This window comes from Desulfopila sp. IMCC35006, assembly GCF_005116645.1.
Classification (GTDB): Bacteria; Desulfobacterota; Desulfobulbia; order Desulfobulbales; family Desulfocapsaceae; genus Desulforhopalus_A.
The window spans coordinates 22815-45020 of sequence record NZ_SWCM01000024.1 but is presented as its reverse complement, the minus strand read 5'-3'; the positions used below and the strand labels follow the sequence as shown (position 1 = coordinate 45020).

Annotated in this window: 27 protein-coding genes; 26 read left to right on the top strand and 1 reads right to left on the bottom strand. The window is 47.3% G+C overall.

The window, feature by feature from the left end; all coding sequences use genetic code 11:
• Positions 1 to 225: 225 nt before the first annotated feature.
• The 21 genes from FCL47_RS23360 to FCL47_RS23260 all read left to right on the top strand — a co-directional run bounded on the left by FCL47_RS23360 (position 226) and on the right by FCL47_RS23260 (position 17003).
• Positions 226 to 969, top strand: coding sequence for a hypothetical protein (locus FCL47_RS23360; RefSeq protein WP_136816136.1), 744 nt, complete (start codon positions 226 to 228; stop codon positions 967 to 969).
• A gap of 109 nt (positions 970 to 1078) precedes the next feature.
• Positions 1079 to 2017, top strand: a complete 939-nt coding sequence (locus tag FCL47_RS23355) for an IS1595 family transposase (protein ID WP_136816135.1) — start codon at positions 1079 to 1081, stop codon at positions 2015 to 2017.
• Positions 2018 to 2148: 131 nt separating this feature from the next.
• On the top strand, positions 2149 to 2757 hold the full coding sequence (locus FCL47_RS23350) for a hypothetical protein (protein WP_136816134.1): 609 nt from the start codon (positions 2149 to 2151) through the stop codon (positions 2755 to 2757).
• A 65-nt stretch (positions 2758 to 2822) separates the two neighbouring features.
• Positions 2823 to 3221, top strand: a complete 399-nt coding sequence (gene fosX / locus FCL47_RS23345; protein ID WP_167496615.1) for a FosX/FosE/FosI family fosfomycin resistance hydrolase — start codon at positions 2823 to 2825, stop codon at positions 3219 to 3221.
• 162 nt (positions 3222 to 3383) lie between these two features.
• Complete coding sequence (locus FCL47_RS23340) at positions 3384 to 4934, top strand: transposase (protein ID WP_136816133.1); 1551 nt, start codon at positions 3384 to 3386, stop codon at positions 4932 to 4934.
• 233 nt (positions 4935 to 5167) lie between these two features.
• Complete coding sequence (locus tag FCL47_RS23335; protein WP_136816132.1) at positions 5168 to 5656, top strand: hypothetical protein; 489 nt, start codon at positions 5168 to 5170, stop codon at positions 5654 to 5656.
• Between the two features lie 148 nt (positions 5657 to 5804).
• A complete protein-coding gene (locus FCL47_RS23330; protein ID WP_136816131.1) occupies positions 5805 to 6383 on the top strand; it encodes a hypothetical protein in 579 nt (192 codons plus the stop codon).
• A gap of 79 nt (positions 6384 to 6462) precedes the next feature.
• The gene (locus tag FCL47_RS23325; protein WP_136816130.1) at positions 6463 to 6885 is read left to right on the top strand and encodes a GNAT family acetyltransferase; all 423 of its coding nucleotides are present in this window, start codon (positions 6463 to 6465) and stop codon (positions 6883 to 6885) included.
• Positions 6886 to 6962: 77 nt separating this feature from the next.
• A complete protein-coding gene (locus FCL47_RS23320; protein WP_136816129.1) occupies positions 6963 to 7436 on the top strand; it encodes a GNAT family N-acetyltransferase in 474 nt (157 codons plus the stop codon).
• Positions 7437 to 7532: 96 nt separating this feature from the next.
• On the top strand, positions 7533 to 8138 hold the full coding sequence (locus FCL47_RS23315; protein ID WP_136816128.1) for a PIN domain-containing protein: 606 nt from the start codon (positions 7533 to 7535) through the stop codon (positions 8136 to 8138).
• A gap of 114 nt (positions 8139 to 8252) precedes the next feature.
• Complete coding sequence (locus tag FCL47_RS23310; RefSeq protein WP_136816127.1) at positions 8253 to 8573, top strand: hypothetical protein; 321 nt, start codon at positions 8253 to 8255, stop codon at positions 8571 to 8573.
• A 114-nt stretch (positions 8574 to 8687) separates the two neighbouring features.
• The gene (locus FCL47_RS23305) at positions 8688 to 9002 is read left to right on the top strand and encodes a pyrimidine/purine nucleoside phosphorylase (RefSeq protein WP_136816126.1); all 315 of its coding nucleotides are present in this window, start codon (positions 8688 to 8690) and stop codon (positions 9000 to 9002) included.
• A gap of 86 nt (positions 9003 to 9088) precedes the next feature.
• The gene (locus FCL47_RS23300) at positions 9089 to 9628 is read left to right on the top strand and encodes a cysteine hydrolase family protein (RefSeq protein WP_136816125.1); all 540 of its coding nucleotides are present in this window, start codon (positions 9089 to 9091) and stop codon (positions 9626 to 9628) included.
• Positions 9629 to 9647: 19 nt separating this feature from the next.
• A complete protein-coding gene (locus FCL47_RS23295; protein ID WP_205747419.1) occupies positions 9648 to 9875 on the top strand; it encodes a DUF1653 domain-containing protein in 228 nt (75 codons plus the stop codon).
• On the top strand, positions 9865 to 10671 hold the full coding sequence (locus tag FCL47_RS23290) for a class III extradiol ring-cleavage dioxygenase (RefSeq protein WP_136816123.1): 807 nt from the start codon (positions 9865 to 9867) through the stop codon (positions 10669 to 10671). Before FCL47_RS23295 ends, FCL47_RS23290 begins: the two co-directional genes overlap by 11 nt.
• 153 nt (positions 10672 to 10824) lie before the next feature.
• Complete coding sequence (locus FCL47_RS23285) at positions 10825 to 11316, top strand: nucleoside deaminase (protein ID WP_136816122.1); 492 nt, start codon at positions 10825 to 10827, stop codon at positions 11314 to 11316.
• 52 nt (positions 11317 to 11368) lie between these two features.
• Positions 11369 to 12349 carry a BMP family protein gene (locus FCL47_RS23280; protein WP_136816121.1) on the top strand — a complete coding sequence of 327 codons (981 nt, stop codon included), beginning with the start codon at positions 11369 to 11371 and terminating at the stop codon, positions 12347 to 12349.
• Between the two features lie 58 nt (positions 12350 to 12407).
• Positions 12408 to 13943 (top strand): ABC transporter ATP-binding protein, encoded by a 1536-nt coding sequence (locus FCL47_RS23275; protein ID WP_205747417.1) that lies wholly within the window; start codon positions 12408 to 12410, stop codon positions 13941 to 13943.
• A complete protein-coding gene (locus tag FCL47_RS23270; protein WP_136816120.1) occupies positions 13936 to 15036 on the top strand; it encodes an ABC transporter permease in 1101 nt (366 codons plus the stop codon). Before FCL47_RS23275 ends, FCL47_RS23270 begins: the two co-directional genes overlap by 8 nt.
• Positions 15037 to 15975: an ABC transporter permease gene (locus tag FCL47_RS23265; RefSeq protein ID WP_136816119.1), complete on the top strand. Its 939-nt coding sequence runs from the start codon at positions 15037 to 15039 to the stop codon at positions 15973 to 15975.
• A gap of 290 nt (positions 15976 to 16265) precedes the next feature.
• On the top strand, positions 16266 to 17003 hold the full coding sequence (locus tag FCL47_RS23260) for a hypothetical protein (protein ID WP_136816118.1): 738 nt from the start codon (positions 16266 to 16268) through the stop codon (positions 17001 to 17003).
• A 155-nt stretch (positions 17004 to 17158) separates the two neighbouring features.
• Here the strand turns inward: FCL47_RS23260 and FCL47_RS23255 are convergent, their stop codons facing one another.
• A complete protein-coding gene (locus FCL47_RS23255) occupies positions 17159 to 17800 on the bottom strand; it encodes a class I SAM-dependent methyltransferase (RefSeq protein ID WP_136816117.1) in 642 nt (213 codons plus the stop codon).
• Between the two features lie 166 nt (positions 17801 to 17966).
• Between FCL47_RS23255 and FCL47_RS23250 the strand changes: the two genes are divergently transcribed.
• The 5 genes from FCL47_RS23250 (at position 17967) to FCL47_RS23225 (ending at position 22135) form a co-directional block, all read left to right on the top strand.
• The gene (locus FCL47_RS23250; RefSeq protein WP_136816116.1) at positions 17967 to 19193 is read left to right on the top strand and encodes a cation diffusion facilitator family transporter; all 1227 of its coding nucleotides are present in this window, start codon (positions 17967 to 17969) and stop codon (positions 19191 to 19193) included.
• Positions 19194 to 19550: 357 nt separating this feature from the next.
• A complete protein-coding gene (locus FCL47_RS23245; protein WP_136816115.1) occupies positions 19551 to 19817 on the top strand; it encodes a hypothetical protein in 267 nt (88 codons plus the stop codon).
• Positions 19818 to 19921: 104 nt separating this feature from the next.
• Positions 19922 to 20761, top strand: a complete 840-nt coding sequence (locus FCL47_RS23235) for a rhodanese-like domain-containing protein (RefSeq protein WP_304992190.1) — start codon at positions 19922 to 19924, stop codon at positions 20759 to 20761.
• 212 nt (positions 20762 to 20973) lie between these two features.
• Positions 20974 to 21402, top strand: coding sequence for a universal stress protein (locus tag FCL47_RS23230; protein WP_136816112.1), 429 nt, complete (start codon positions 20974 to 20976; stop codon positions 21400 to 21402).
• A gap of 211 nt (positions 21403 to 21613) precedes the next feature.
• Positions 21614 to 22135, top strand: a complete 522-nt coding sequence (locus FCL47_RS23225) for a rhodanese-like domain-containing protein (protein WP_136816111.1) — start codon at positions 21614 to 21616, stop codon at positions 22133 to 22135.
• Positions 22136 to 22206: the final 71 nt, after the last annotated feature.

Here is a 22206-nt window from a genome sequence, read left to right as displayed (position 1 = left end):
GAAGAAAAAGGAGGGGAAGAAGATTGGTTTATTTTAATTTTTAGGAAGAAAATCAAGAAAAGGAAAAAGAGAGATTATACATTTTCAAACCGCTGAAGAAAATACACTTTCAGATCGCCGCTGACAGTAAACACTTCTGCGAACATTCTATTTAAAGAATTTTACGATACCAACAAGCTAATATTCATTGTTGCTTCAATAGCCTCAATCGTTATCTTTGGGATTATGGTTTATGGCTTGATTGCATCCGAGGGAATGAGTTCCTCAACCAAAGCCACCTTTTTTTTCGTATTTGATATTAAAAATAACAGATTTATTGATATTGATTTTCACCCACCAAGTATTCATGCGAGGGTAGATTGGGAATCACTGACAATTGAACACCGAGAATACTTATTAACACTTTTGAATTATGATGATTTTTTTGAAAGTGATTTTAGTAAATTTATTGATTCTATAATTCAACTTTTAGTCATTGGAATTGTAACAAGAAATGTGGGGTTAATTGAGAAAAGTTATAAGAAAATTACTCTAAACCAACTTCCCAAATTTATAACGAATAAAAAACGTTTAGAAGTGTTCCCTGAACCTTTAATACAAATCCCACACGATGTATCTATAAGTAGAGTTACAGAAGATGAACCCTTTATCAAGTTTTTGTCAAAATATGGTGATCTAGTTTTTTCTTGGAGCATGGGCTTCGCGATGTTTCAAACAGATTCTAAACCATTTATTGAATTTGGGCACGAATATGGAGACGAAGATATTTGTGAAATAGTAGTAAATGTTGAATGTAAGTCCCAAATAAACTACTGGAGAATATTTTCTGGAGAATCAAGTATATTTTTTGATTGGGCTGAAAAAGTCCAATCATATCTGCAAACCATGTGCTGGGATCAATCCAAAGAAAATTATTTAATATTCCTTATGAAAAAAATTCATGAATCCACTGTTAATAATAAAATATAATCTGATTACCCCTGAAACTCAGCTTGTGGAGAAAAAATTCAGGGTAGTCACTATATGATACCCCAGGTGTGTCATACTCCTCTTACCTAAAACAAAAGGAGGAGATGACATGGCAAAGAATTCGGTTCAATTTCAAAAAGGGTACAGCTTGCCTAAATTCCTTAAAGCATACGGCTCTGAAGAAAAGTGCCGGGAAAAGCTCTTCAAGTATCGCTGGTCTGAGGGTTTTCAATGCCCAAAATGTGGCCACACTCACTACTATGAGCTAAAAACCCGTCAACTTTTCCAGTGCACTCGATGCAGACATCAGTGTTCCATCACCAGCGGCACCATTTTTGACTCATCAAAATTGCCTCTTCCTACGTGGTTTCTGGCAATCTATCTCATAACGCAAGCAAAAGAGGGAATGTCCGCCCTTAGTTTGCGCCGGTTCCTGGGCATATCAGTCAATGCAGCTTTTAAAATGAAACACAAGCTGCAGCACGTGATGAAGAATGCTGATGATCAACTTGTCCTTGAAGGCTTCATTGAACTGGATGACGTGTACTGGGGCGGCAAGAAGAGTGGTGGTAAACGAGGTCGAGGAGCGCCAGGTAAAACACCGTTCCTTGCTGCCGTTTCACGTAACGAACAAGGCCACCCTATTCATATGAGGATGAGTAAAATAAACGCCTTCAACTCATCTGAGGTAACATTTTGGTCTCAAAAGCACCTTCATCCAGATGCGGTGGTTATTTCTGATGCTTTCAATCCCTTTAATTGCTTATCCGATCTCGTAGCTTTTCATGGCAAAATCAAAACCTCTGGAATTTACGAGAATCCTGACAACAGGATCTTTCACTGGGTCAACACCATGATCAGCAACGTAAAGAGGGCTATTCATGGAACATATCATTCTATAAGCTCAAAGCATTTACCTCGTTACCTGGCCGAATTTTGTTTTCGATTTAATAACAGGTTCTATATAGGCGCAATGATAGGAAATTTGATTAAGCATGCAGCCAATACGAAGCCTAGACCTCTGCGCCTCTTAAAGCTTGCTGAGTAAGAGGGGTAATCAGAAAATATAATATCAAAAACTTAACCAAACGCTAAACACAGACCCCGCAAACAGCGCGGGTCCGGTTAGCTCCACGTTATGCCATATTCACTAATTAAACAAATATTGGAGGGAGAGACATGAGCCCTACAGGAAACGTCTTCCAACAAGGTCAAAATGGTGGTAACACTAATGTGTATTTTAATACGTGCTATACGGACCATTTGAACAATGAAAAAATGCTACACAAAAAAATGCGAAATATATTACTTACATCAAAATTTGCTTTTGTAATCCCTCTCATGGCTGCAGGAGTTATAATTAGTGATGAAAGAATCTACTTGCTTATCGCATTTATACCTTTTATTGCAATTTTGTATGATATTTTTATAATGAGTGAAGACTTTAAGGTGAAAAGAATTGGTGTTTTCTTGTCTCAGAATTCTGAATATGAACTAGAAAAAAAATGGGAGGATTGGTTAACAATTGAAAACAGTAAAAACAGAGAGCCCTTTGCAAGGTGGGCATCACTAATACTCACTTTTGCAATATTCGTTGGAAGTATCACTATATTTTTATATAAATATAGTTTATTTGAAAAAATCAAAACTAACAATTTCCAGTCTAATGACGCATTAATTTTTGGTTTGCTGATTGCGTACAGCCTGACTGCGCCTATGCTTATATTCACGGTTTACCATTTATTTAAAAAGAGCTATAAAAATATAGCTCTTGTAAAAAATGCATAACAAGCTAATAAAGACGGATCCGCAAAAATCGCAGACCGGCTATCACACCGTTATAGCCAAAAAATATGATAAAAGGCCTCAGTCATATCACCATTATTGTTAGAGATCTTGAAAGAACCTCTAAATTATTTTGTGAAGGATTAGCAGCCAAAGAAATATATGACAGTTCAAAGAAAAACTTTTCAATCTCAAAAGAAAAGTTCTTTCTAATTGGTGGCGTATGGGTCGTTGCCATGGAAGGAGTGGTAACTGAGAAATCCTATAGACATGTTGCCTTTAAAGTCGAGCTAGGGGACTTGCCTGAATTAGAAACAAGAATCTCTAGTCTTGGAGCAACTGTTGTCCCATCCAGGTCGAGAGTCGAAGGTGAAGGTGATTCATTGTACTTCTATGATTACGACAATAATTTTTTTGAATTGCACACTGGAACATTAGAAGAAAGATTAAATAAATACAAGCTATAACCACCGGCTCCACGCGGACCCTGCAAACAGCGCGGGTCCGGTGAGCCGGACGTTGAGCCTGTAGAAAAAAGTAAAAAATATCGGAAAAACTGACATTTAATGGTATATTGTTGTGTGAAACCAGCAGTTTGACCGCTTAACCATGACAAAAGTGGGGGCACAATGGCAAAATATAAGCCTTACTCCTATGCTCAAGGTCAGTTTATCCCCGTCTTCTTCAATAAACAGATCCAGGAGGGTACCTTTGAGTACTCACTCAGTTATCTTGTTGATAACGAACTGGATCTGTCGATCTTTGATAAAAGATTCAATAATGATGAGACAGGCGCGCCGGCCTATGATCCACGCATCCTGTTGAAGGTAGTTCTCTTTGCCTATTCCAGAGGAATTACCTCAAGTCGGGCAATAGCCCGCTGCTGCGAAGAAAACGTGTTGTTTATGGCGTTATCAGCAAACAGCAAACCACACTTCACCACTATTGCCGACTTTATCTCCAGTATGGATAAAGAGATCGCCCATCTATTTCTTGAAGTCCTCTTGGTTTGTGATCAGCAAAAACTGATAGGCAAAGAGATGTTTGCCATAGACGGTTGCAAGCTGCCAAGCAACGCGGCAAAAGAGTGGAGCGGCACCAAGGCTGATTTCCAGAGAAAAGTCGCGAAAATGGAAAAGGCTATTGCAACAATGATAGCCAAACACCGGGCCCAGGACGACTCTTTGATAGAACCTGACGTGATAAGCAAAGAGAAGAAATATTTAGCAAAATTAAAGAAACAAGCGGCAAAGATCAAAGAATGGCTTGACGATAATGATGACCGCACGGGTTCCAGCGGCAAACCAATCAAGTCCAATATCACCGATAATGAATCGGCCAAGATGAAAACCTCTAAAGGTGTTATTCAGGGTTATGTTGGAGTAACTTCAGTAGGCAAGAAACACCAGGTAATTGTTGGAGCAGAAGCTTTTGGCCAGGGCCAGGAACATAACCTGCTGATTCCGATGATAGAGAAGATTCGAGAGAATTTTTCCGAGATCGGTCACAAAGGTGATGTGCTCCATGGAGCGCAGTTGGCAGCGGACAGCGGTTACCATTCTGAAAAGAATATGGAGTACATCTTCCAAGAGAAGATTGATGGCTATATAGCAGATACCAACTTTCGCAAACGAGATCCACGTTTTGTAGCCTATGACCGTTTTAAAGATAGATACAGAAGAGAGATGAAACCAGGCCAAGGTGGGCGAAAGATTTTTGCTCCAGCGGATTTTGTTTTTCCAGCTGATTTTAGTTATTGCCTGTTCCCAGGAGGAAAGAAGCTGTACCGGAGTGGTGGCAATGCACGAGTTAAAAACTACAGGGCAATTAAATTCAAAGGTGCCAAAAGGTCCTGTCTGCCCTGTAAACTGAGAAGAGAGTGTCTGCGCTACCCTAATAAAACAGGGACCAGACAGGTGGCGTACTTCACAGGTAAAAACGCCAAAGGACAACAACGATTTACCGAAAGAATGAAGCGCAAGATTGATACCGCGATTGGTCGAGCAATTTATAGCATGAGGCTGGCAGTCGGTGAACCACCCTTTGCACACATTCGTTCTGTACTGGGGTTGGACAAATTTACTCTTCGAACCAAGCGTAAGGTCAGTACTCAGTGGAACCTGTTCTGTATTGTCCATAACCTGAAAAAGATCCACTCCCATGGAGTAGGCTTTGTTTAGGTTGGTCTCAAGGGGCAGGAAATGGAGCGAAAACATCAACAAATAGGGCTGAATATGACGTAGAAAGACCTTCCTCACCAAAGTGAAAAGACAGTCAACGCGGCCGATATGATTTTTTTAAAATTCGAGCGCTAAGGGGACTTTTTAGCTTTGTGAAATGGCTTTTTTTACAGGCTCGTTATGCTTTATGAAACTGAAAATTGGTTATTTAACCAACCTCGATACTTAATAACATGCGAAAAATATTAGCAAAAACGTGGAAGGATCCTGTTGGCATCAAAGTTATTGCAACGGGAATAATAGCTCTAATCTCTTCGTCTTCCTTTTACTTATTTAGCTATCTGAAAAATATAACATTTAAACAAGCATTTCAGCAATTATTAGATATTGTAAATTTACCTTTAATAATACCATTATGGAGCGTGTTAGCGATTCTTTGTGTGCTCATATTAATGGCAAAATACTTTTTACTTAAAAGCACAAAAAAAACTGAAAGAGAACTTAATGAAAATGACCAAAAAGTCATTAATGCATTGCTAAATCCTAAATACACCTTTCGATATCTTGGTGGTATCGCAAAGGAATCTGGAATACAAAAGAAAGAAGCACTGAGCACATTAAATTGGCTCTTAGAAAACAACTTCGGTAAATTCACAGAGGGTGAGCATGGACGATTGTGGAGTTTAACCGCAAAAGGTAAAGAAGCATTTAAAATTACATAAAAAGTCACTTCAGAGGGAAAAATGAGGTCCGGGGTTTGGGTAATTTCCGTCTCGCAAAAAAGTACGTGGTAACTCCAATCTACTTGCCACGTATTTCATATTTCCGCTGAGTTCGAACGTTCGGCGTTCAATTAGGAGATATTCAAGAATGGGTTTCTCTATAACTTGGTGTGCAGTCCATGAAAAGGATGCGGACAGGCTGTTGGAAGACTTGAGTCTGTTGCCGACCGGTGAAACAGAAGAATTTCCTGAATCTCATGTATCAATGGCAAAGCTCGATTCGGGCTGGCGTATTATTTGGTGCAATAAATACAACAGCCCCATTATCGAATCAAAAAGGCTGGCAGAAATATCTCGGGAACGTGATGTGCTTTTTTGTCTTGTTGAAGAGCATGTGATGGCTAGCTCATCGGAGTTCTGGTCGGGCGGCAATCGCAGATGGTGGATATCCCATCAAGGCGAGAATGGTCCAAAAGGACTTGATGTTACAGGAGAGGTTCCCGAGTGCTTTCCTGCAATAAAAAGGGAAATGGAAGAGGCTCAACAAGCCGAAGATGGGGGAAGCGCAGAAGTCGACTATATCTTTGAAATACCATTAAAGGTTGCTCAAGAACTTGTCGGTTTTAAACATGACGAGGATTGTTCACAGATTTTAAAAGAGCAATTTATTGTTTTGGCGAGCCCATCTCCAAAGAAGGGATTTTTCTCAAGGTTGTTTGGTAAATGAAAAACTTGCCGAACAAGGCGCTCCAGGCGGCGCCAAAAAGCGGCGCACCTGAACTTGGTCAGTACTGCCTCTGAATTATATGATTGAAATACAACCATATAGCCCCGACGATGAAACTCAAGTAGTGCGATTATGGACTGCGTGCGGTTTGGTCACGCAATGGAACAATCCTCATCGCGATATAGAACGGAAACTGAAATTGCAGCCGGAACTGTTTTTGGTTGGAAGTCTATCCGGCAAGGTAATAGCAACTGTAATGGCCGGGTATGAAGGCCATCGAGGTTGGATCAATTATCTTGCTGTTCATCCAAACCATCGACGCAGCGGAATTGGGAAATATATGATGGAGGCGGCTGAAATTCGTTTACAGGCAGCAGGTTGCCCGAAGATCAATCTGCAAGTGCGCACTTCCAATACTGTGGTTTTGGAATTTTACAAGGCGATAGGATATCAGGCAGACGATGTTGTCAGCCTTGGAAAACGATTAAAAAGTGATACATAAGCAGAACAACTGCTTAGGGAGATGGGGTTGCTACGTTGCCGCTATGCAAAATCCCACTGAACACGAGTTAAACCCCTATGAAACCAAATATACAGATTCGAAGAGCCAGACCGGAAGATAATGACGAGGTGACGGCTTTCGCCTTTGAGATTATGAGATCCTTAGGTGTTGAACCAGACCCCGAGAATATTGACTACGCTCTGGCGACACTTGGCAAAGAGCGAGAAATCCCTTTTCGTGATTTCGTCGCCGTAGATGGGGAACTACTTGTAGGGTCGGTTATCCTCAAACCCATCACTGCAGCTATTGCTGAAATGACCGGCTTCTATGTGAGAACCGATTTTCAGGGGCAGGGAGTTGGCTATAAGCTCATTCAGACCGCGCTGTCTGCTGCTGTTGAAACTGGATGTGAACAGGTTGTATTGACAACAAACAGCAATATGACAGCGGCGATACGTCTCTACGAATCTTTTGGCTGGGTAAGACAGCAGATGAAGCCAGACAACGGGGCAGATTACCTCTATCGGCTACGTTTGCAAAAGAGTGTTTAACAAGGCAGGGCACCTGGTTACCATTGCGCTGTGCTCCATGGCAATCTGCGATCGGCACCGTTGAAAACAGAAAAAATATGATGAGGGAAACTTTTCGTGCCACCAACTAATTACGTACTCATTGATTTTGAAAACGTTCAGCCTAAGAACTTAGAAATATTAAAAAAGCATCCTTTCAATATTCTCGTATTTGTCGGTGAAAATCAAGTCAGAATCCCCTTTCAAATGGCGAGCGCCCTCCAGGAGTTCGGAAAGGATGCCAGGTACATAAAGATATCTGGCAATGGGCCAAACGCATTAGATTTCCACATTGCCTGCTATCTTGGTCAACTCGCAACTGAGGATAAAAATGGCTACTACCATATCGTCTCAAGAGACACTGGTTTTGATCCCCTCGTTAAACATTTGCGAAGCAAGAACATAAGAGTAAATCGAGTTAACGATCTGGCCGAGATTCCGATACTGCGAATATCGAACACAACCGATAATGATGAGAAAATAAGTGCCATCGTGAAAAATCTTGCAGGTCGTGGGCAATCGAGGCCACGGAAACTCAAGACTCTGTCGAATACCATAAACTCTCTTTTTACTAACAAACTTGAGGAAAACGAACTGGCAAATGTTATTGATAATCTCAAAATGAAAAAATATATCGTGGTAAATCAAGAAAACGTTTCATATAATCTACCCAAAAATATCTGACAGGGCATCACCTTGGAAATATTTTGCCTTCCGCGCCAGAAGTTAGTAGAAAGCGGGGGGAGCAAAGAGCTCCCCGGGCATCATAGATAATTGTAATACCGGAAGATACCTAACATGACCAGCCTTGTCGCTTTCTTTGGATCGAGTCTTTTTTTTACACCGTTTATCTATGTTGCTGTCTATCTCTTCATCGAGAGAAACTTCCGCCACTATCCCCTGGTCCAATACGTACTGAGGATCTTCACCGTGCTGGGAGGGCTTTTTATAATTATCTACGCCTGCACAGCACCGCTTGATTTTACGGTGCTCATGCCATCCCGAGGCGGGGCGAAAAATTACATAGCGGCCCCGCTCTTCCTGGTGATCATCGGTGTCGCAACGATGGCCCTTCCGTTTTACAGCAGGTATATCAAGTTCTCGAACAGAAACGATTAAGCAAGTCGCCAGGGTATGAGATTGGGGGATAGATTGAGCAGATGGAAGTGGTAAAAAGGTTCGGCTTGAATAGAGGAATGAATACATGTCATACAAAAAAAGAGGATCAATTTTATGTCGGAATTTAAAAACGTAACAGCCATTAGGGAAGCAAATATTTATTTTGACGGCAAGGTGACCAGCCGGACCTTAGTCTTTGCTGATGGGTCGAGAAAAACGCTTGGCATCATGTTTCCAGGCAAATATGAATTCAGCACGGCTGACAGGGAAATTATGGAAATCCTGTCCGGGGAGCTGGAGGTTCTGCTTTCTGCTGACGACGGCTGGAAAACGATTCAAGGCGGTGAACAGTTTGACGTACCGGCAGAAACCACATTCAACCTGAACGTGAAAAGCCTGACTGACTACTGTTGTTCTTATATTAAATGATGCCATACCCTGTCGCGTCACCGGGCACGTTGCCCTGTGCGTAACAAGATGGTGGGTCTGCAGTTAAGCCACTTCAAGGAATCCACATGAACAGAGCTGTTCTGGTTATTGATGTTCAACGGGGGCTGTGCGAGGGGCCTGATGCAGCGTTTGACTGTGCTGGAATCATTACCAAAATTAACCTGGTCACGCGTCATGCGCGACAAGTCGGAGCCCCGGTAATCTTCGTGCAGCACGAATCGGCGTCCGGTTTTCTTCTGTATGGCTCAGAGGCATGGCAGTTGGCCGATGGTCTTGAAGTAGAGCCTGCCGATCTGTTCATCCGAAAAACCACCCCTGATTCTTTTCTGCGCACTGGGCTTGAGCTTCTGCTCAAAAAACACCAGGTAGAGGGCCTGCTCATCTGCGGGATGCATACCGAATTCTGTGTCGACACGACCACAAGAAGAGCGCTTGCTCTGGGATTCCCGGTTATACTGGTCTCCGACGCGCATACCACATCCGCGAACAGCACGCTGTCCCCGCAGCAGGTTATTGCCCACCATAACCTTACGCTTGCCAGCATTTCGAGCTTTGGCCCCAGGGTTGTCGCAGTTCCAAGCCACGAGGTGAATCTTTTCGTTTAACACGATGGTACATAGAGAAATGAGCACTATAAAACCCGGAATTTACAAACATTACAAAAACAAGAATTACAAGGTTCTGTGCGAAGCGACGCATTCTGAAAGCGGAGAGACGGTTGTTGTCTACCAGTGTTTGTACGGGGACAACAGCATCTGGGTGCGGCCTAAGGAGATGTTCCTTGAACTCGTTGCCGTGGATGGCATAAAAATACCAAGGTTTGCCTATGTGTCTGCAGTCGATGAAAAATAAGCCGGATATATTGTACTTGTCCCATGGCGCAGGGCCAATGCCGCTTCTTGGCGATGAAAGCCACCAAGAGATGGTTGCGTGTCTGCGGGAGATCGCTGCGAAAATTGACAAACCATCGGCTATTATTGTGATAAGTGCGCATTGGGAAGAAAACATACCAACCATTACATCGGGAGCAAGTCCGGCCCTGCTCTACGATTATTATGGATTTCCAGAAGAAGCCTACACAATCGAATACCCCTGCCCGGGGGAACCATTGCTCGCTGAGCGGATCTGCAAGGTACTGAAAAATGCAGGTATTGCAGCTGAGCTTGATGGGCAGCGGGGATTTGATCACGGCCTGTTTGTTCCGCTCACAATAATGTATCCGGCTGCCGATATTCCGTGTGTGCAGTTGTCCCTGGTCAACACTCTCAATTCTGCTGAGCATGTCCAAATAGGCCGGGCCCTTCAGGATCTTGATTATGCGAATCTGCTCGTCATCGGCTCGGGCTTTTCCTTCCACAATATGCGCGCTTTTTTCGCGCCGGAAACGAAAGAGACGAAGGCGATGAATATAACGTTTGAGAACTGGCTGTTGGAGACCTGCTGCAATAGGGACTTCAATGAGCCGGAAAGGGCGCAACGGTTCATCGAGTGGACCAAAGCCCCTGCTGCCCGCTTTTGTCACCCAAGAGAAGAGCATCTGCTGCCATTGCATGTCTGTTATGGCCTGGCGCAGACCGGTTGTTCCGAGTGTTTTGAGCTGCCCGTTCTCAATAAGAAATCGAGTATGTACCTCTGGACAACCGAGTGATGATATAACGGGATGGAGCAACGTTGCAATGGAATCAGTTTGCGCAAGACACACTCAGCAGCATTTCAAGAGCGGAACGTGCCACTCCTGTAATCCTTTGCCTCCATAAGCGACCAGAATGAAAGAAACCTACACGTAAGGAATCGTTGCCATATGCGTACCAAAGATGATATTTTCTACCTCCGGGAGGCAAATGAAGTGGCCATCCAGGCAAGAGCTGCCGGGAACACACCATTTGGCGCAATCCTGGTCGGGCCCGACGGGGAGATCCTCCTGCGCCAGGGAAACGTAGAGATAACCGAGCACGACTGCACGGGACATGCCGAAACCACCCTGGCCAGGAAAGCTTTCACAAAGTATACCAGGGATTTTCTCTGGCAGTGCAGCCTGTACAGCACCTTTGAGCCCTGCGCCATGTGCTGCGGGGCTATCTACTGGGCCAACATCGGCAGAGTCGTTTACGGCACCACCGAAAAGAAGCTTTTAGAGCTTACCGGGGATGATAAGCAGAACCCGACGTTTGACCTGCCATGCCGGGATATTTTCGATAAGGGGCAGAAAGACATACAGGTAGAAGGACCTTTTCCGGAGTTTGAAACGGAATCGGTAGCGCCACATAGAGGGTATTGGAACAAATCTTGCTGATGGTTTTCCGCAGATGCCAAAGAGTAATCAATAACATTTACCCAGGTGAGAGATGATGAAAATCTTTAAAGGAATTTTGCTTACCATCGCTTTTATGATGGTGGCAACCGTATGTTTGGCCGATGACAAGATCAAAGTTGCGCTTGTCATTCCCAGTACAATTGACGATCTTGCCTGGTCCCAGGCGATGTATGAAGGTCTCAAGGCCGCGCAGCAGGAGCTTGGTGCGGACAAACTCACCTTTGAGGTCAGCGAAAGATTGTGGAACGCAGTGGATGCCGGCGCCGCCATCAGGCAGTACGCCATGCACGGCTTCAATATTATCATTGCCCACGGTGCCCAGTATCAGTCGCTGCTGACTGAAATTGCACCGGATTTCCCCAAAATCTCATTTGCCTATGGGACGGGGTTTGCGACACCGGAGAAAAATATTTTTGCCTATGATCCCCACGCCCAGGAAGGTGCCTACCTCCTGGGCATCCTTGCCGGCCTTACAACAAAATCCAACATCATCGGCATTGTAGGCCCGGTTGAAGCCGGTGATGCGATCAAGTACAACAAGGGTTTTGAGCAGGGCGTCAAATCCGTTAACAAAGATGCCCAGGTACGCATAGCCTACACCGGCAGCTTCGGCGATCTTGTGGCGGCAGCAGAGATTGCCCGCACCCAGATCAAGGCCGGAGCCGATGTTCTGACGGGTACTTCCCAGCAAAGCGTGGGTGCTATAAACATCGTTGCCGAGCAGAAAGGGCTCTACTGGCTGGCCTCTGATATGGACCAGAAATCGATCGCCCCGAATACTGTACTCGCTGCCCAGGCGTACACCTTTAAAAACGTCATTATGGAGATCATCGACAGCAGGGCGAAAGGTGTCTACGGCGGAAAACACCTGGAATTGTCGCTGGCCAATGGCGGCCTGCAACTGGTCTTTAACGACAAAATCATTGGCAATATTCCTGCCGGAGCAGAAGAGGCTGTTCTCGAGGCAAAAGCAAAAATCATCGACGGCTCCCTGAAAATAGACATCAAATAATCTTCTTAACGGACAGCCTTCCGGATCTGCCCACTGTCGATTGATCTGGGAGGCTGTCTTGTTTTGTAATGGTCAGATGCAGATAGAGCATATAGAACTAAAAAATATCACCAAGCGTTTTCCCGGCGTCCTGGCCTGTGACAATATCAACCTTGCGCTGAAACAGGGGGAGATTCTCGCCCTTTTAGGTGAAAACGGTGCCGGGAAAACCACCCTGATGAACATCCTCTACGGGCTCTATCAGCCGGATGAGGGGGAGGTCATCGTCAATGGCCGGCAAACCGCCATCGATTCACCGCAGAAGGCCGGGGCACTGGGGATAGGCATGGTGCATCAGCATTTTATGCTGGTGCCGAACCTGACCGTCAGAGAGAACGTCGCCCTGTGCATGTTCAACGACAGAACGTTCCATTGCGATATTGCCTATGTCACTGAAACCATAAATAGAATATGCACAGATCACAGAATTAAAATTGATCCCGATGCCTATATCTATGAGCTGAGCGTGGGCGAGCAGCAGCGGGTCGAACTGATAAAAGCCCTGTCGCTTGGGGCAAACCTGCTCATTTTAGACGAGCCGACAGCGGTCCTCACCCCGCAGGAGACCGACAAGCTCATCCTGCTGCTCCAGGAGATGGCCGCAAGTGGCTGTTCGATCATTTTTATCAGCCACAAGCTCAACGAGGTCAAGGCGGTGAGCCATCATGTTGCCGTGCTGCGCGGGGGGAAATTGGTCTATAACGGCAGCACCGATGACCACACAACAAACGAACTGGCGTCGCTTATGGCGGGCCGGGACATCAACTTGCCGGTCGCCAAAGAAAAAGAGCCAAGTGATAAAATTATCCTCGATATTCAAAATGTTACAGCCATTGGCGACCGAGGCACGCAGGCTTTGAATGGGCTCAGTCTCGCTTTGCGCAAAGGGGAAATAATGGGGATAGCGGGTGTCTCCGGCAATGGCCAGAGTGAACTTGCCGAGGTTATCAATGGAATTCGTAAGGTACAGTCCGGCCGGATACTGTTTGACGGAGAGGATATCACCAACCGGACCCCGCAGCAGATTATCGACCGACGGATGGGGTATATTCCCGCCGACAGACTCCACGAAGGAACGGTTGCCGGCTTCTCGGTTAAGGAGAATATGATCCTCAAGGACTATGCCCGGCCGCCCCTGGCACAGGCGACTTTTCTCAAAGACAGGGCCATCTGCCGATACGCGAACGATCTGGTCGCCAAATTTGCGATAAAAACCCCGTCCATCGATACCACCTGCGCCTCCCTTTCCGGCGGTAACATCCAGAAGGTCATTGTCGCAAGAGAAATGAACAGAAGGCCCAAGGTCCTCGTCGCCGTCTATCCCACCAGAGGCCTGGATATGGGCGCGGCCGAGTTTGTGCACTCGGAACTTCTGGCCGCACGGGATAAGGATGAAACTGTCCTGCTCATCTCGGAGGAACTGGAAGAGCTGATTAATTTATCGGACAGGATCGCCGTTATTTATGAAGGCAAGATACTGAAGATCATCCCGGCCAAACAGGCACAGAAAAGTGCGCTGGGACTCTTGATGGCGGGGGTACAAAGCCATGGGTAACAGCCGCAGGAGGCTGCAGGAATTGACCTTCAATGTCGGTCTCACCGCCTTGAGCCTGCTGCTTGCCCTGGTTATTGGTGCCGTTCTTTTTCTTATCGCCGGCGCCAATCCGATCAAGGCGTATGGCGTAATGTTCACTGCGCCGCTGGAGGATATTTTCGGCATAACCGAGATATTTGTCCGTGCCGCGCCGCTGCTCCTGGTGGCGCTCGGCATCTCCATCTCCTTTCGCAGCGGCATCCTCAATATCGGGGGAGAAGGGCAGATACTGGTCGGCGCCATCTTCGGGTTGTGTATCGCCTTGTATGCGCCGCCAATGCACTGGTCGATCATGATGCCGCTGATCTTTGCCGCAAGCTTTGCCGGCGGGGCACTATGGGGCGGCATTGCCGGCTGGATGAAGGCGTATCTGAACGTCAACGAGATCCTCAGCACGGTGATGCTGAACTATGTTGCGATCCAGATCTACAGCTACCTCATCCGTGGCCCGATGATGGATAAACAGGAGATTGTTTATGGTACCGGGGCTTCGCAGACAGCACGTATTGCCCGGGAATACTGGCTTGCCAAACTTATTCCCGGCGCCAGGATGCACTCGGGCATGATTATCGCCGTTGTCCTGGCGGTGATCGTCTTCTTTTTTCTGTGGAAGACCATATATGGCTATCGCATGCGGGCGGTGGGGGCTGAAATTCGGGCGTCCAGGTACGCAGGCGTGAACACCAGATGGTACCTGCTGCTGGCTATGCTCCTGGCGGGTGGTTTTGCCGGACTGGCCGGGGCCGTTGAGGTACTCGGAGTACACCACCGGGGACTCGAGTCCATTTCCGCAGGATACGGTTTCAGCGGCATTGTTGTGGCTCTTTTTGGCGGCCTGCATCCACTGGGTGCCATACCGGCTTCCATTATTTTTGGCCTGCTCATAGTCGGAGCCGACATGATGCAGAGAGCTGTACATGTGCCCGCCTATATCATTCTGGCCATTCAGGGACTGATTATCCTGGCGATTGTTTCGAGCAATGTTTTTATCACCAAAAAAGGCATGCGGGCAAAGATGGTTAAATTTCTCGGTAAAGCAACAGGGAGAAAGTAGATGCTTGGTGAAATTATTATAGGCATAATTTCTGCTGCAGTCCCGCTCTCGATCACCTTTGTCCTGGTCGGCTTAGGGGAGATGTTCAACCAGCGGGCAGGCGTCTACAACCTCGGGGCGGAAGGCATTATGATGGTCGGCGCCTTTATTGGCTTCTACGTCGAATATACGATGCAGAGCGGCCCCGGCAGTTCCACGCTGGGCATGCTGGCGGCAATTGGGGTGGGGGCTTTCATGGGCGGGATCATGGCTCTGGTATGCGTTACGTTTAAGGCGGAACAGGGAATTGCCGGAATCGCGCTCTATATGCTTGGCTGGGGTGTTGCCGGAATGCTGTTTCGTGTCTATATCGGCGGCACCACAACAATCGTCGGCTTGCAGGCGGTCAATGTACCGTTGCTTGCCGATATTCCCGTACTTGGCCCGATCTTTTTTTCCCAGAATGCAATGGTCTACGTCACCCTCTTTCTCGTCCCTCTCGCCTGGTACATGTTGAACAAGACTGTCTGGGGACTGAAGGCAAAGGCGGTGGGAACGGCCCCCATGGCCGCTGATACCATGGGCGTCAAGGTGGACCGGACGCGCATCCAGTGTGTCGTGCTGGCTGGGGCCATGGCCGGTCTGGCCGGAGCGTATTTGAGTATTTGTCAGACCCATATGTATGCGGACAATATCACGGCAGGGCGAGGATTTATCGCCGTTGCCCTGGTCTATTTCGGCAAATGGAAACCATCCGGGGTACTCTTTGGCGCGCTTCTCTTCAGTCTTGCCCACTCCTTCCAGAGATCCATTCAGGTTTACGGTATCGATTTTCCTTATGAAGTGGCGGTGGTCTTCCCCTATCTGCTGGTTATTGTGGTGCTTGCATTTTCGGGCCGGTCAAACATTATGGCCCCTGCGGCCCTTGGTAAACCGTATTACCGGGAGCTGAGAGACTAACTTCCCGGGGCCTCTGCCATATCTGGACAGCATTTTTGCTGCAGATGTACTGAAGCGAACACCAACTCATCGCAGTTATCCTGCGCGGCATGACAGGTTCATATCCCCATATTGCTGAGATTGAGTGGTAATCACATTGTCTAAAGGACGAATAGTAACTCTGGATTATTGATTTCCGCCAAAGCCGAATAATAGTGTGGAAACAATCGGCGAACGAACACCGATTTTTCCACCCTGATCCTTCCTATCGCACAGTATTCTCAACCACCACATCTTAGAAAGGGGAAATCATGAGCTACGTTCAATCGAGCTTTTTGTCAAATATACTCTGTTTTCTGTTGATGTTCGCACTGCAGCCAGGCTCGGTTCTTGCCCAGAACAAAATGAGCGCTGAAGAAGAGGCTATATATAAGAGCATGATTAAGAGCTCGGGCAACGATCCGGAAATGGTGGAAGAGGCGATGAAGCAAACTGAATTCGCCCGGAACTGGACTGAGGGCAAGGACGGCATTGTCTACTACCATATCGTTGGTGTCTATGCGGGACAGACCAATGTTGTCGGCGGGAGTAACTGGATAGGATATGCGGACGTGACCGACCGTGTCGAGATAGACTTGCAATGGATGCTGTCCGAGTCAAAAATGGTGGGAACGCCCACCATTCAAAACTCAAAATCTGAAGTCAGGAATCCACGCAATCCTGAACCCTCCTGTTCACCGCCGGTAATCAAGGGCGCATACGAACACTATGAACTACAGGGGATCAAGCCGGGCTTGAGTGGCACGCTCGAACTGCAAGTGCAAACAAGCTACCCTGTTGTTGAAGTCGCGCAATTTTGTACTGGCAGCCGCAAATCCGTACCTGCAAGCAGCAAAACGAGACCTGAAGTACTGGCGGTGCCCTCGCCGGTGATGCTTGCAATGTCGCTGCCTGATTCGGATGAGCTGCGCATTTCTCCAGACAAGAACTCCCTGATCCATAAGAAAGGCGGCTGGACCTGGACATTCACACCGAGCATTAAGGAATAATCGCGCATTGCAAACCCGATCCGGGAAGAGGCCGGCAGAACGTTTATTGCAGCCGCATGATCCATCTTGCCGACTCTCAGGTTGTGCAACTCCGACAAAATAGAGTGCCGGGCAAGTGGCTGCAGACTTGTCCGCCGAAGTCATTGATGATGCGTTTATGTTTTGCGGCAAATGACAAGTTTGCTCTTGCCTGAGGGGGTGTGTGATAAAGTGACGTCGGGAAATATTTTCGTGAACGGGGAGATACCCTGTTTGACGAACTCCCTGGCGTCAGTAGGCCCCATCATCAGCATCCTTACGTAAAACAAAACCTTCACAACAGGATGCCGCGGGACTTCATGCTCCATGATCAAAACCTGGCCCTCGGGCTTCAGCACTCGTTTCATCTCCCGGAGAGCCTCTGTCCTCACCTGGCCTTTCAGTTCGTATAAGGCATGGGAGCAGCAGACTATATCAAAACAGTCATCAACAAATGACAGATTTGCCGCGTCACCATTGACAAGACGTATGGTCTTGGCCGCATCCTTCTCTTTTGCTTTCTGCAGCATTCCAGCCGAAAAATCATAACCAATTGCCAGGGCATCAGGATATTTTTTCGCAAAGGAAAGAATGACCGATCCGGTACCGCAACAGATATCCAATATTCTTACCTGGGTTGTGCCGGCTATTGGTGCCGAATCGACAAGAAAACGGCGTGTCTCGTCTTGGTGGTGACCGGAGTGTATTTGTATGAAAAAATCATAAAAATACGAAAAAACATTATAAAACTTCTGTCGACCGGTTCGTAGTTTTGCCATGGTGGAGCCCTCTTCCCAGTGTCGCAATTTTTCTTGGGTGACCGCGTGTTATTTTGGGCATATGTCCTTTTAGGTATTACAGTTATCTCTACCGAGTAAAGAAGTCAAGTTTTGATGGTGTCGGAAAAAGATGTAAACGGGGTGCTTGTTAACCTGAGAGGTGTGCATGGAGTCCTCGGAAAAAACTGCCTGGTTATCGATTTTGACCAACCTGCTGCTGGTGGCGATAAAAACAGCTGTGGCCTTTATTTCAGGTAGTGTTGCCGTAGTCGCGGATGCTATTCACTCCCTGTCCGATGTGCTCTCCTCGTCCATTATCCTGATCGGCATAAAAATTTCAGCCCGTCCCGCCCGGGGTTTTCCGTATGGGCTTTACAAAGTGGAAAACCTGGTTGCAATGGTGACCTCTGTCCTGATTTTTTTTGCCGGCTATGAAATTATTAAGGCCGTATTTTTGGGCCACGGCAGAGCTCTACCAACCCGGATTCCTCTGGCTGCTGGAGGCATTGGGGCAACCATTGTCATCAGCTGGCTGTTTTCCCGGTATGAGCTTAAAAAGGGGAAGGAGACCGGATCGCCCAGTTTGATTGCGGATGCCCGGCATATCTGGACCGACATGCTCTCCTCAGCGGTTATCCTGATGGCTCTTCTCGGCAGTGCCATTGGCTTTGCGGTGGACAGATATGCTGCGGTAATAGTGGTCCTGTTTATCGCCCGATCTGCGCTACGCATTTTTCTTGATTCCATCCGGGTTCTTCTCGACGCCTCCCTTGATTACAACAGCCTGGCTCGAATCCGTGAAATTGTCCTTGCCGATTCCCGGGTAGCAAACATCAATACCCTTTGGGCCAGAAATGCCGGCCGCTACATATTTGTCGAACTGGATCTGACCCTCCGGGTAACCGACTTAGAGGAAGGACACCGTTTATCGGAAGAGATCGAGAACCGGGTAAAGATGGAAATTGGCCAGGTGGACCGGGTGTTGATCCATTTTCAACCCCAGCCGCGGGAGATTCTCATCGTTGGAATTCCTCTCGCCGATGACCGGCTGACCATCTCAGCCCATTTTGGGGAGGCACCTTTGTTCCGCCTTCTCAGGTTGCAGAGTACAGAAGGTACAATTATCGAGGATGTTGTCCTCAAGAACCCCTGTCTGCACGAAGAGAAAGCTAAGGGCATTAAAGTGGCCCAATGGCTGCTTAAAAAGGGGATGAACATGTTGATTTCAAACCATGACCAGGTCGGTAAAGGGCCTGGCTTTGTCCTGGGCAATGCCGGGGTTGAGATGCTTCTCACCAAAGAGACCGATGCTGCAAAAGCCCTGACCACCCTGTTGAACGTACCGGAAAACAATTTGCACCAGGGAGTGGCACAAATAAAGAAAGAGGATTGATGGATCCATTGATAGAAATTTACTGCGCGAGAGCCCGGGGTTCACGCAGGCTTTATGTTGCATGTATAAAAATTTGCAGATCCAATATGAGAAATTTTGTAACTGCGGGGGCAAAATAATAAAGTTTCATCGTGCTACAGATGTTGATGCTTCTCCCAGCGTGGTGGAGAGCGGATATCTGTCATCATTTTGACGACTTCCTCTGTTTTGTCGGGGGGCTCTTCGATGGCATGGATCATGCAAAACCAAGAGAGGACAGCTGTATCAAGAGACATACGCCCCGCAAGGAGGGCTTGAACAGAACAGCCCGAAAGGGATACGCGGAAGATCCTATCAAGCACAATAAAGGAGTTACCCATGGAAATGAAAGAAGAGTTTGCCAGGTTAGTTGAAAAACTGCGGATGGAACGGGATGAGATAAAATTGAAAATCCACCTTGCATCCATGGATGCAAAACAAGAGTTCGAAGCGGCGGAAAAGCAATGGGGCCATTTAAAGATCAAGGCCTCTGAAATAGCGGATGGTGCGGTGGAAACTTCCGAGGAATTGATCGGCAAGTCGAAAATTGTGGGCGAAGAGCTGAAAGAGACCTACAAGCGTATTGCCAAACGCCTTTCGGAATAAGAGGCGGCGGACGCTCCAATGAAAGCCGATGCCGATGCCACCGCAAAAGTTGTCCTGTCTGGCGGTGCAATTGGGCTCAATTCTATCACCGGGAGGAACAGAATATGAAGTGGATGCAGTTTTTTACCCCTGTCGCTTCGATCAACTGGGAAGAGGCAAATAAGCTGGTTGATGAACATGCTGACGAGGTGATCTTTCTCGATGTCCGTCAGCCGGGGGAGTATGAAGGCGGTCATCTCCCTGGTGCGAAATTACTGCCCCTCGGTGACCTGGACAACCGCCTGGGAGAGCTCGACAGCAATAAACATATTGTCATATATTGAGCCATTGGCGGACGCAGCCGGGTTGCTGCGCAAATGCTTTCCGGCAAGGGATTCAGTAAGGTATATAATCTCTCAGGCGGGATCAAGGCCTGGAAAAAAGAGGTTGCCGTGGGGCCGGAGGATACAGGATTGTACCTGTTTTCCGGGGAGGCGAGCGCCGAGGAAGTTATCGTCACCGGGTTTGGTCTGGAAATGGGCCTGCGGGATTTCTATCTGTCGATGCAGGCAAATGTTTCCCGGGATGCGGCAAGGAGCCTTTTTGGTAAACTTGCTGCCATTGAACTCAATCATGAGGAGCGACTGGTCGACCTTTATAAGGAAGTCACCGGCAATGCCCTTACCCTGCAGGAGTTTGCCAAAAAAATCGCCGAACCGAGCATGGAAGGTGGCTTGACGACCGAAGAGTATCTTCAGCGTTATAAAATAGATAAGGAATCGGAACTTGAGATCCTTTCGCTGGCGATGGCGATTGAAGCACAGGCTCTTGATCTGTATTCACGAGCGGCGGAAAAAAGCAAAGACGATGCAACCCGCCGGGTTTTGCAGCAGATTGCTGCTGATGAGCGCAGCCATATCGCCAGGCTGGCCGCTTTTCTGGATGAACAGCAGGCACTGGTTTAATGGTTACACATTCGGGGTATGCACTCTTTGAAGATGTTCCAGGGAACGTTTACGAAAAAGCAGCTTCTCATAGAACTTGGGGCCGGAAGAGGTTATCGGTAAAGGCGTTACAAAAGACTTCTGGCCTGCTGTGCATAAAGAGTGCGAACCTCGTACAATATGACGTAACTCATGCAGCATGAGGCCGAGTCAACTCATCAAGGAGGTGTTTCATGGTCAAATACAAAAAGGTGCTACTCCCCGTCGACGGTTCCGTGAGTTCCAGAAGGGCCATGGACAATGCGGTCAGCCTGTCTAAAATCATGAACCTGGAGATCGTGCTTCTCTATGTTACCGGTGCAATTCCTGTGGTTATCACCGGCACGCCACGGCAGGAGGCTGAAAACTCACAGAAGGAAGAGGCGGATGTGGTGCTTGCTCCATATCGGGAATTCCTCAATGATAACAAGGTCAGTTTTAATGTTATGGTCGTGCCGGCGTTCAGGGTCTGGAACAGGATCTGTAAGGTCGCGGAAGAAGAAAAATGCGACATGATCGTCATGGGATCCCGCGGGCTTGGCGACTGGGAAGGTGCGATGGTTGGCAGTGTTACCCATAAAGTGCTGGCCCATTGTACGATTCCGGTGCTTGTCGTGCGGTGATTGTGCAGGGACTGCGGGGGCAGGCCCCGCAATCAGTGCGACCTCCGCGTGACAGAATGTGCTGCCATAGAGGAAAATGTATCGTTGTGTGATTTGACATTCGTGGTGGGGAAGCCTAGCGTATTGCCTGAACCTGGTATCTTTTGGACCTTTCGTCCAACTGGGTAACCGTTCGTAATGTCGCACTGTTTCTTCCTCGGAGGATGTCTATATGAAAAGAAGGCTGTCATTGTTGATTATCGTTGTGTTTGTCTCGATGTTTTTCGCCGCACCCTTTGGCGCAATAGCCGGACCATCAATCGAACAGGTGGAGAAAAATGTTGAGAATCTCTGGAAAAAGATCAGGGAAAGTCAGCCCCATGTTACTGTTGTGGAATTTAAAAAGATTATGGAGAGCGGAAAAAAGCTGGTCCTTGTCGATGTTCGTACCGATGATGAGTATGCTGCGGGCCATCTTCCCGGGGCGATTCACATCAATCGGGGGCTTATCGAATGGGTTATGCCAAAAACGGTGGAGGATACCGATGCAAAAATATATGTGTATTGCCGAACAGGTGCCCGTTCAGCTTTTGCCGTCCAGCGGCTTCAGGAGATGGGTTATACATCCGTTACCAATATTTACGATGGCTTTCGGGGATGGGTTGTCGCGGGATATCCGGTGTACAATAGACACGGAGAGTTCACCCTGAAACCCCAGGCGTTTGAGAAGAAGGATCCTTATATTGTCGATTAACCCCGGACGCAGCTGGTTATCGGCAAGAAGTCAGGTTTTCTCTTGAGAGGTCTTCCTCAGGGACCTGACTT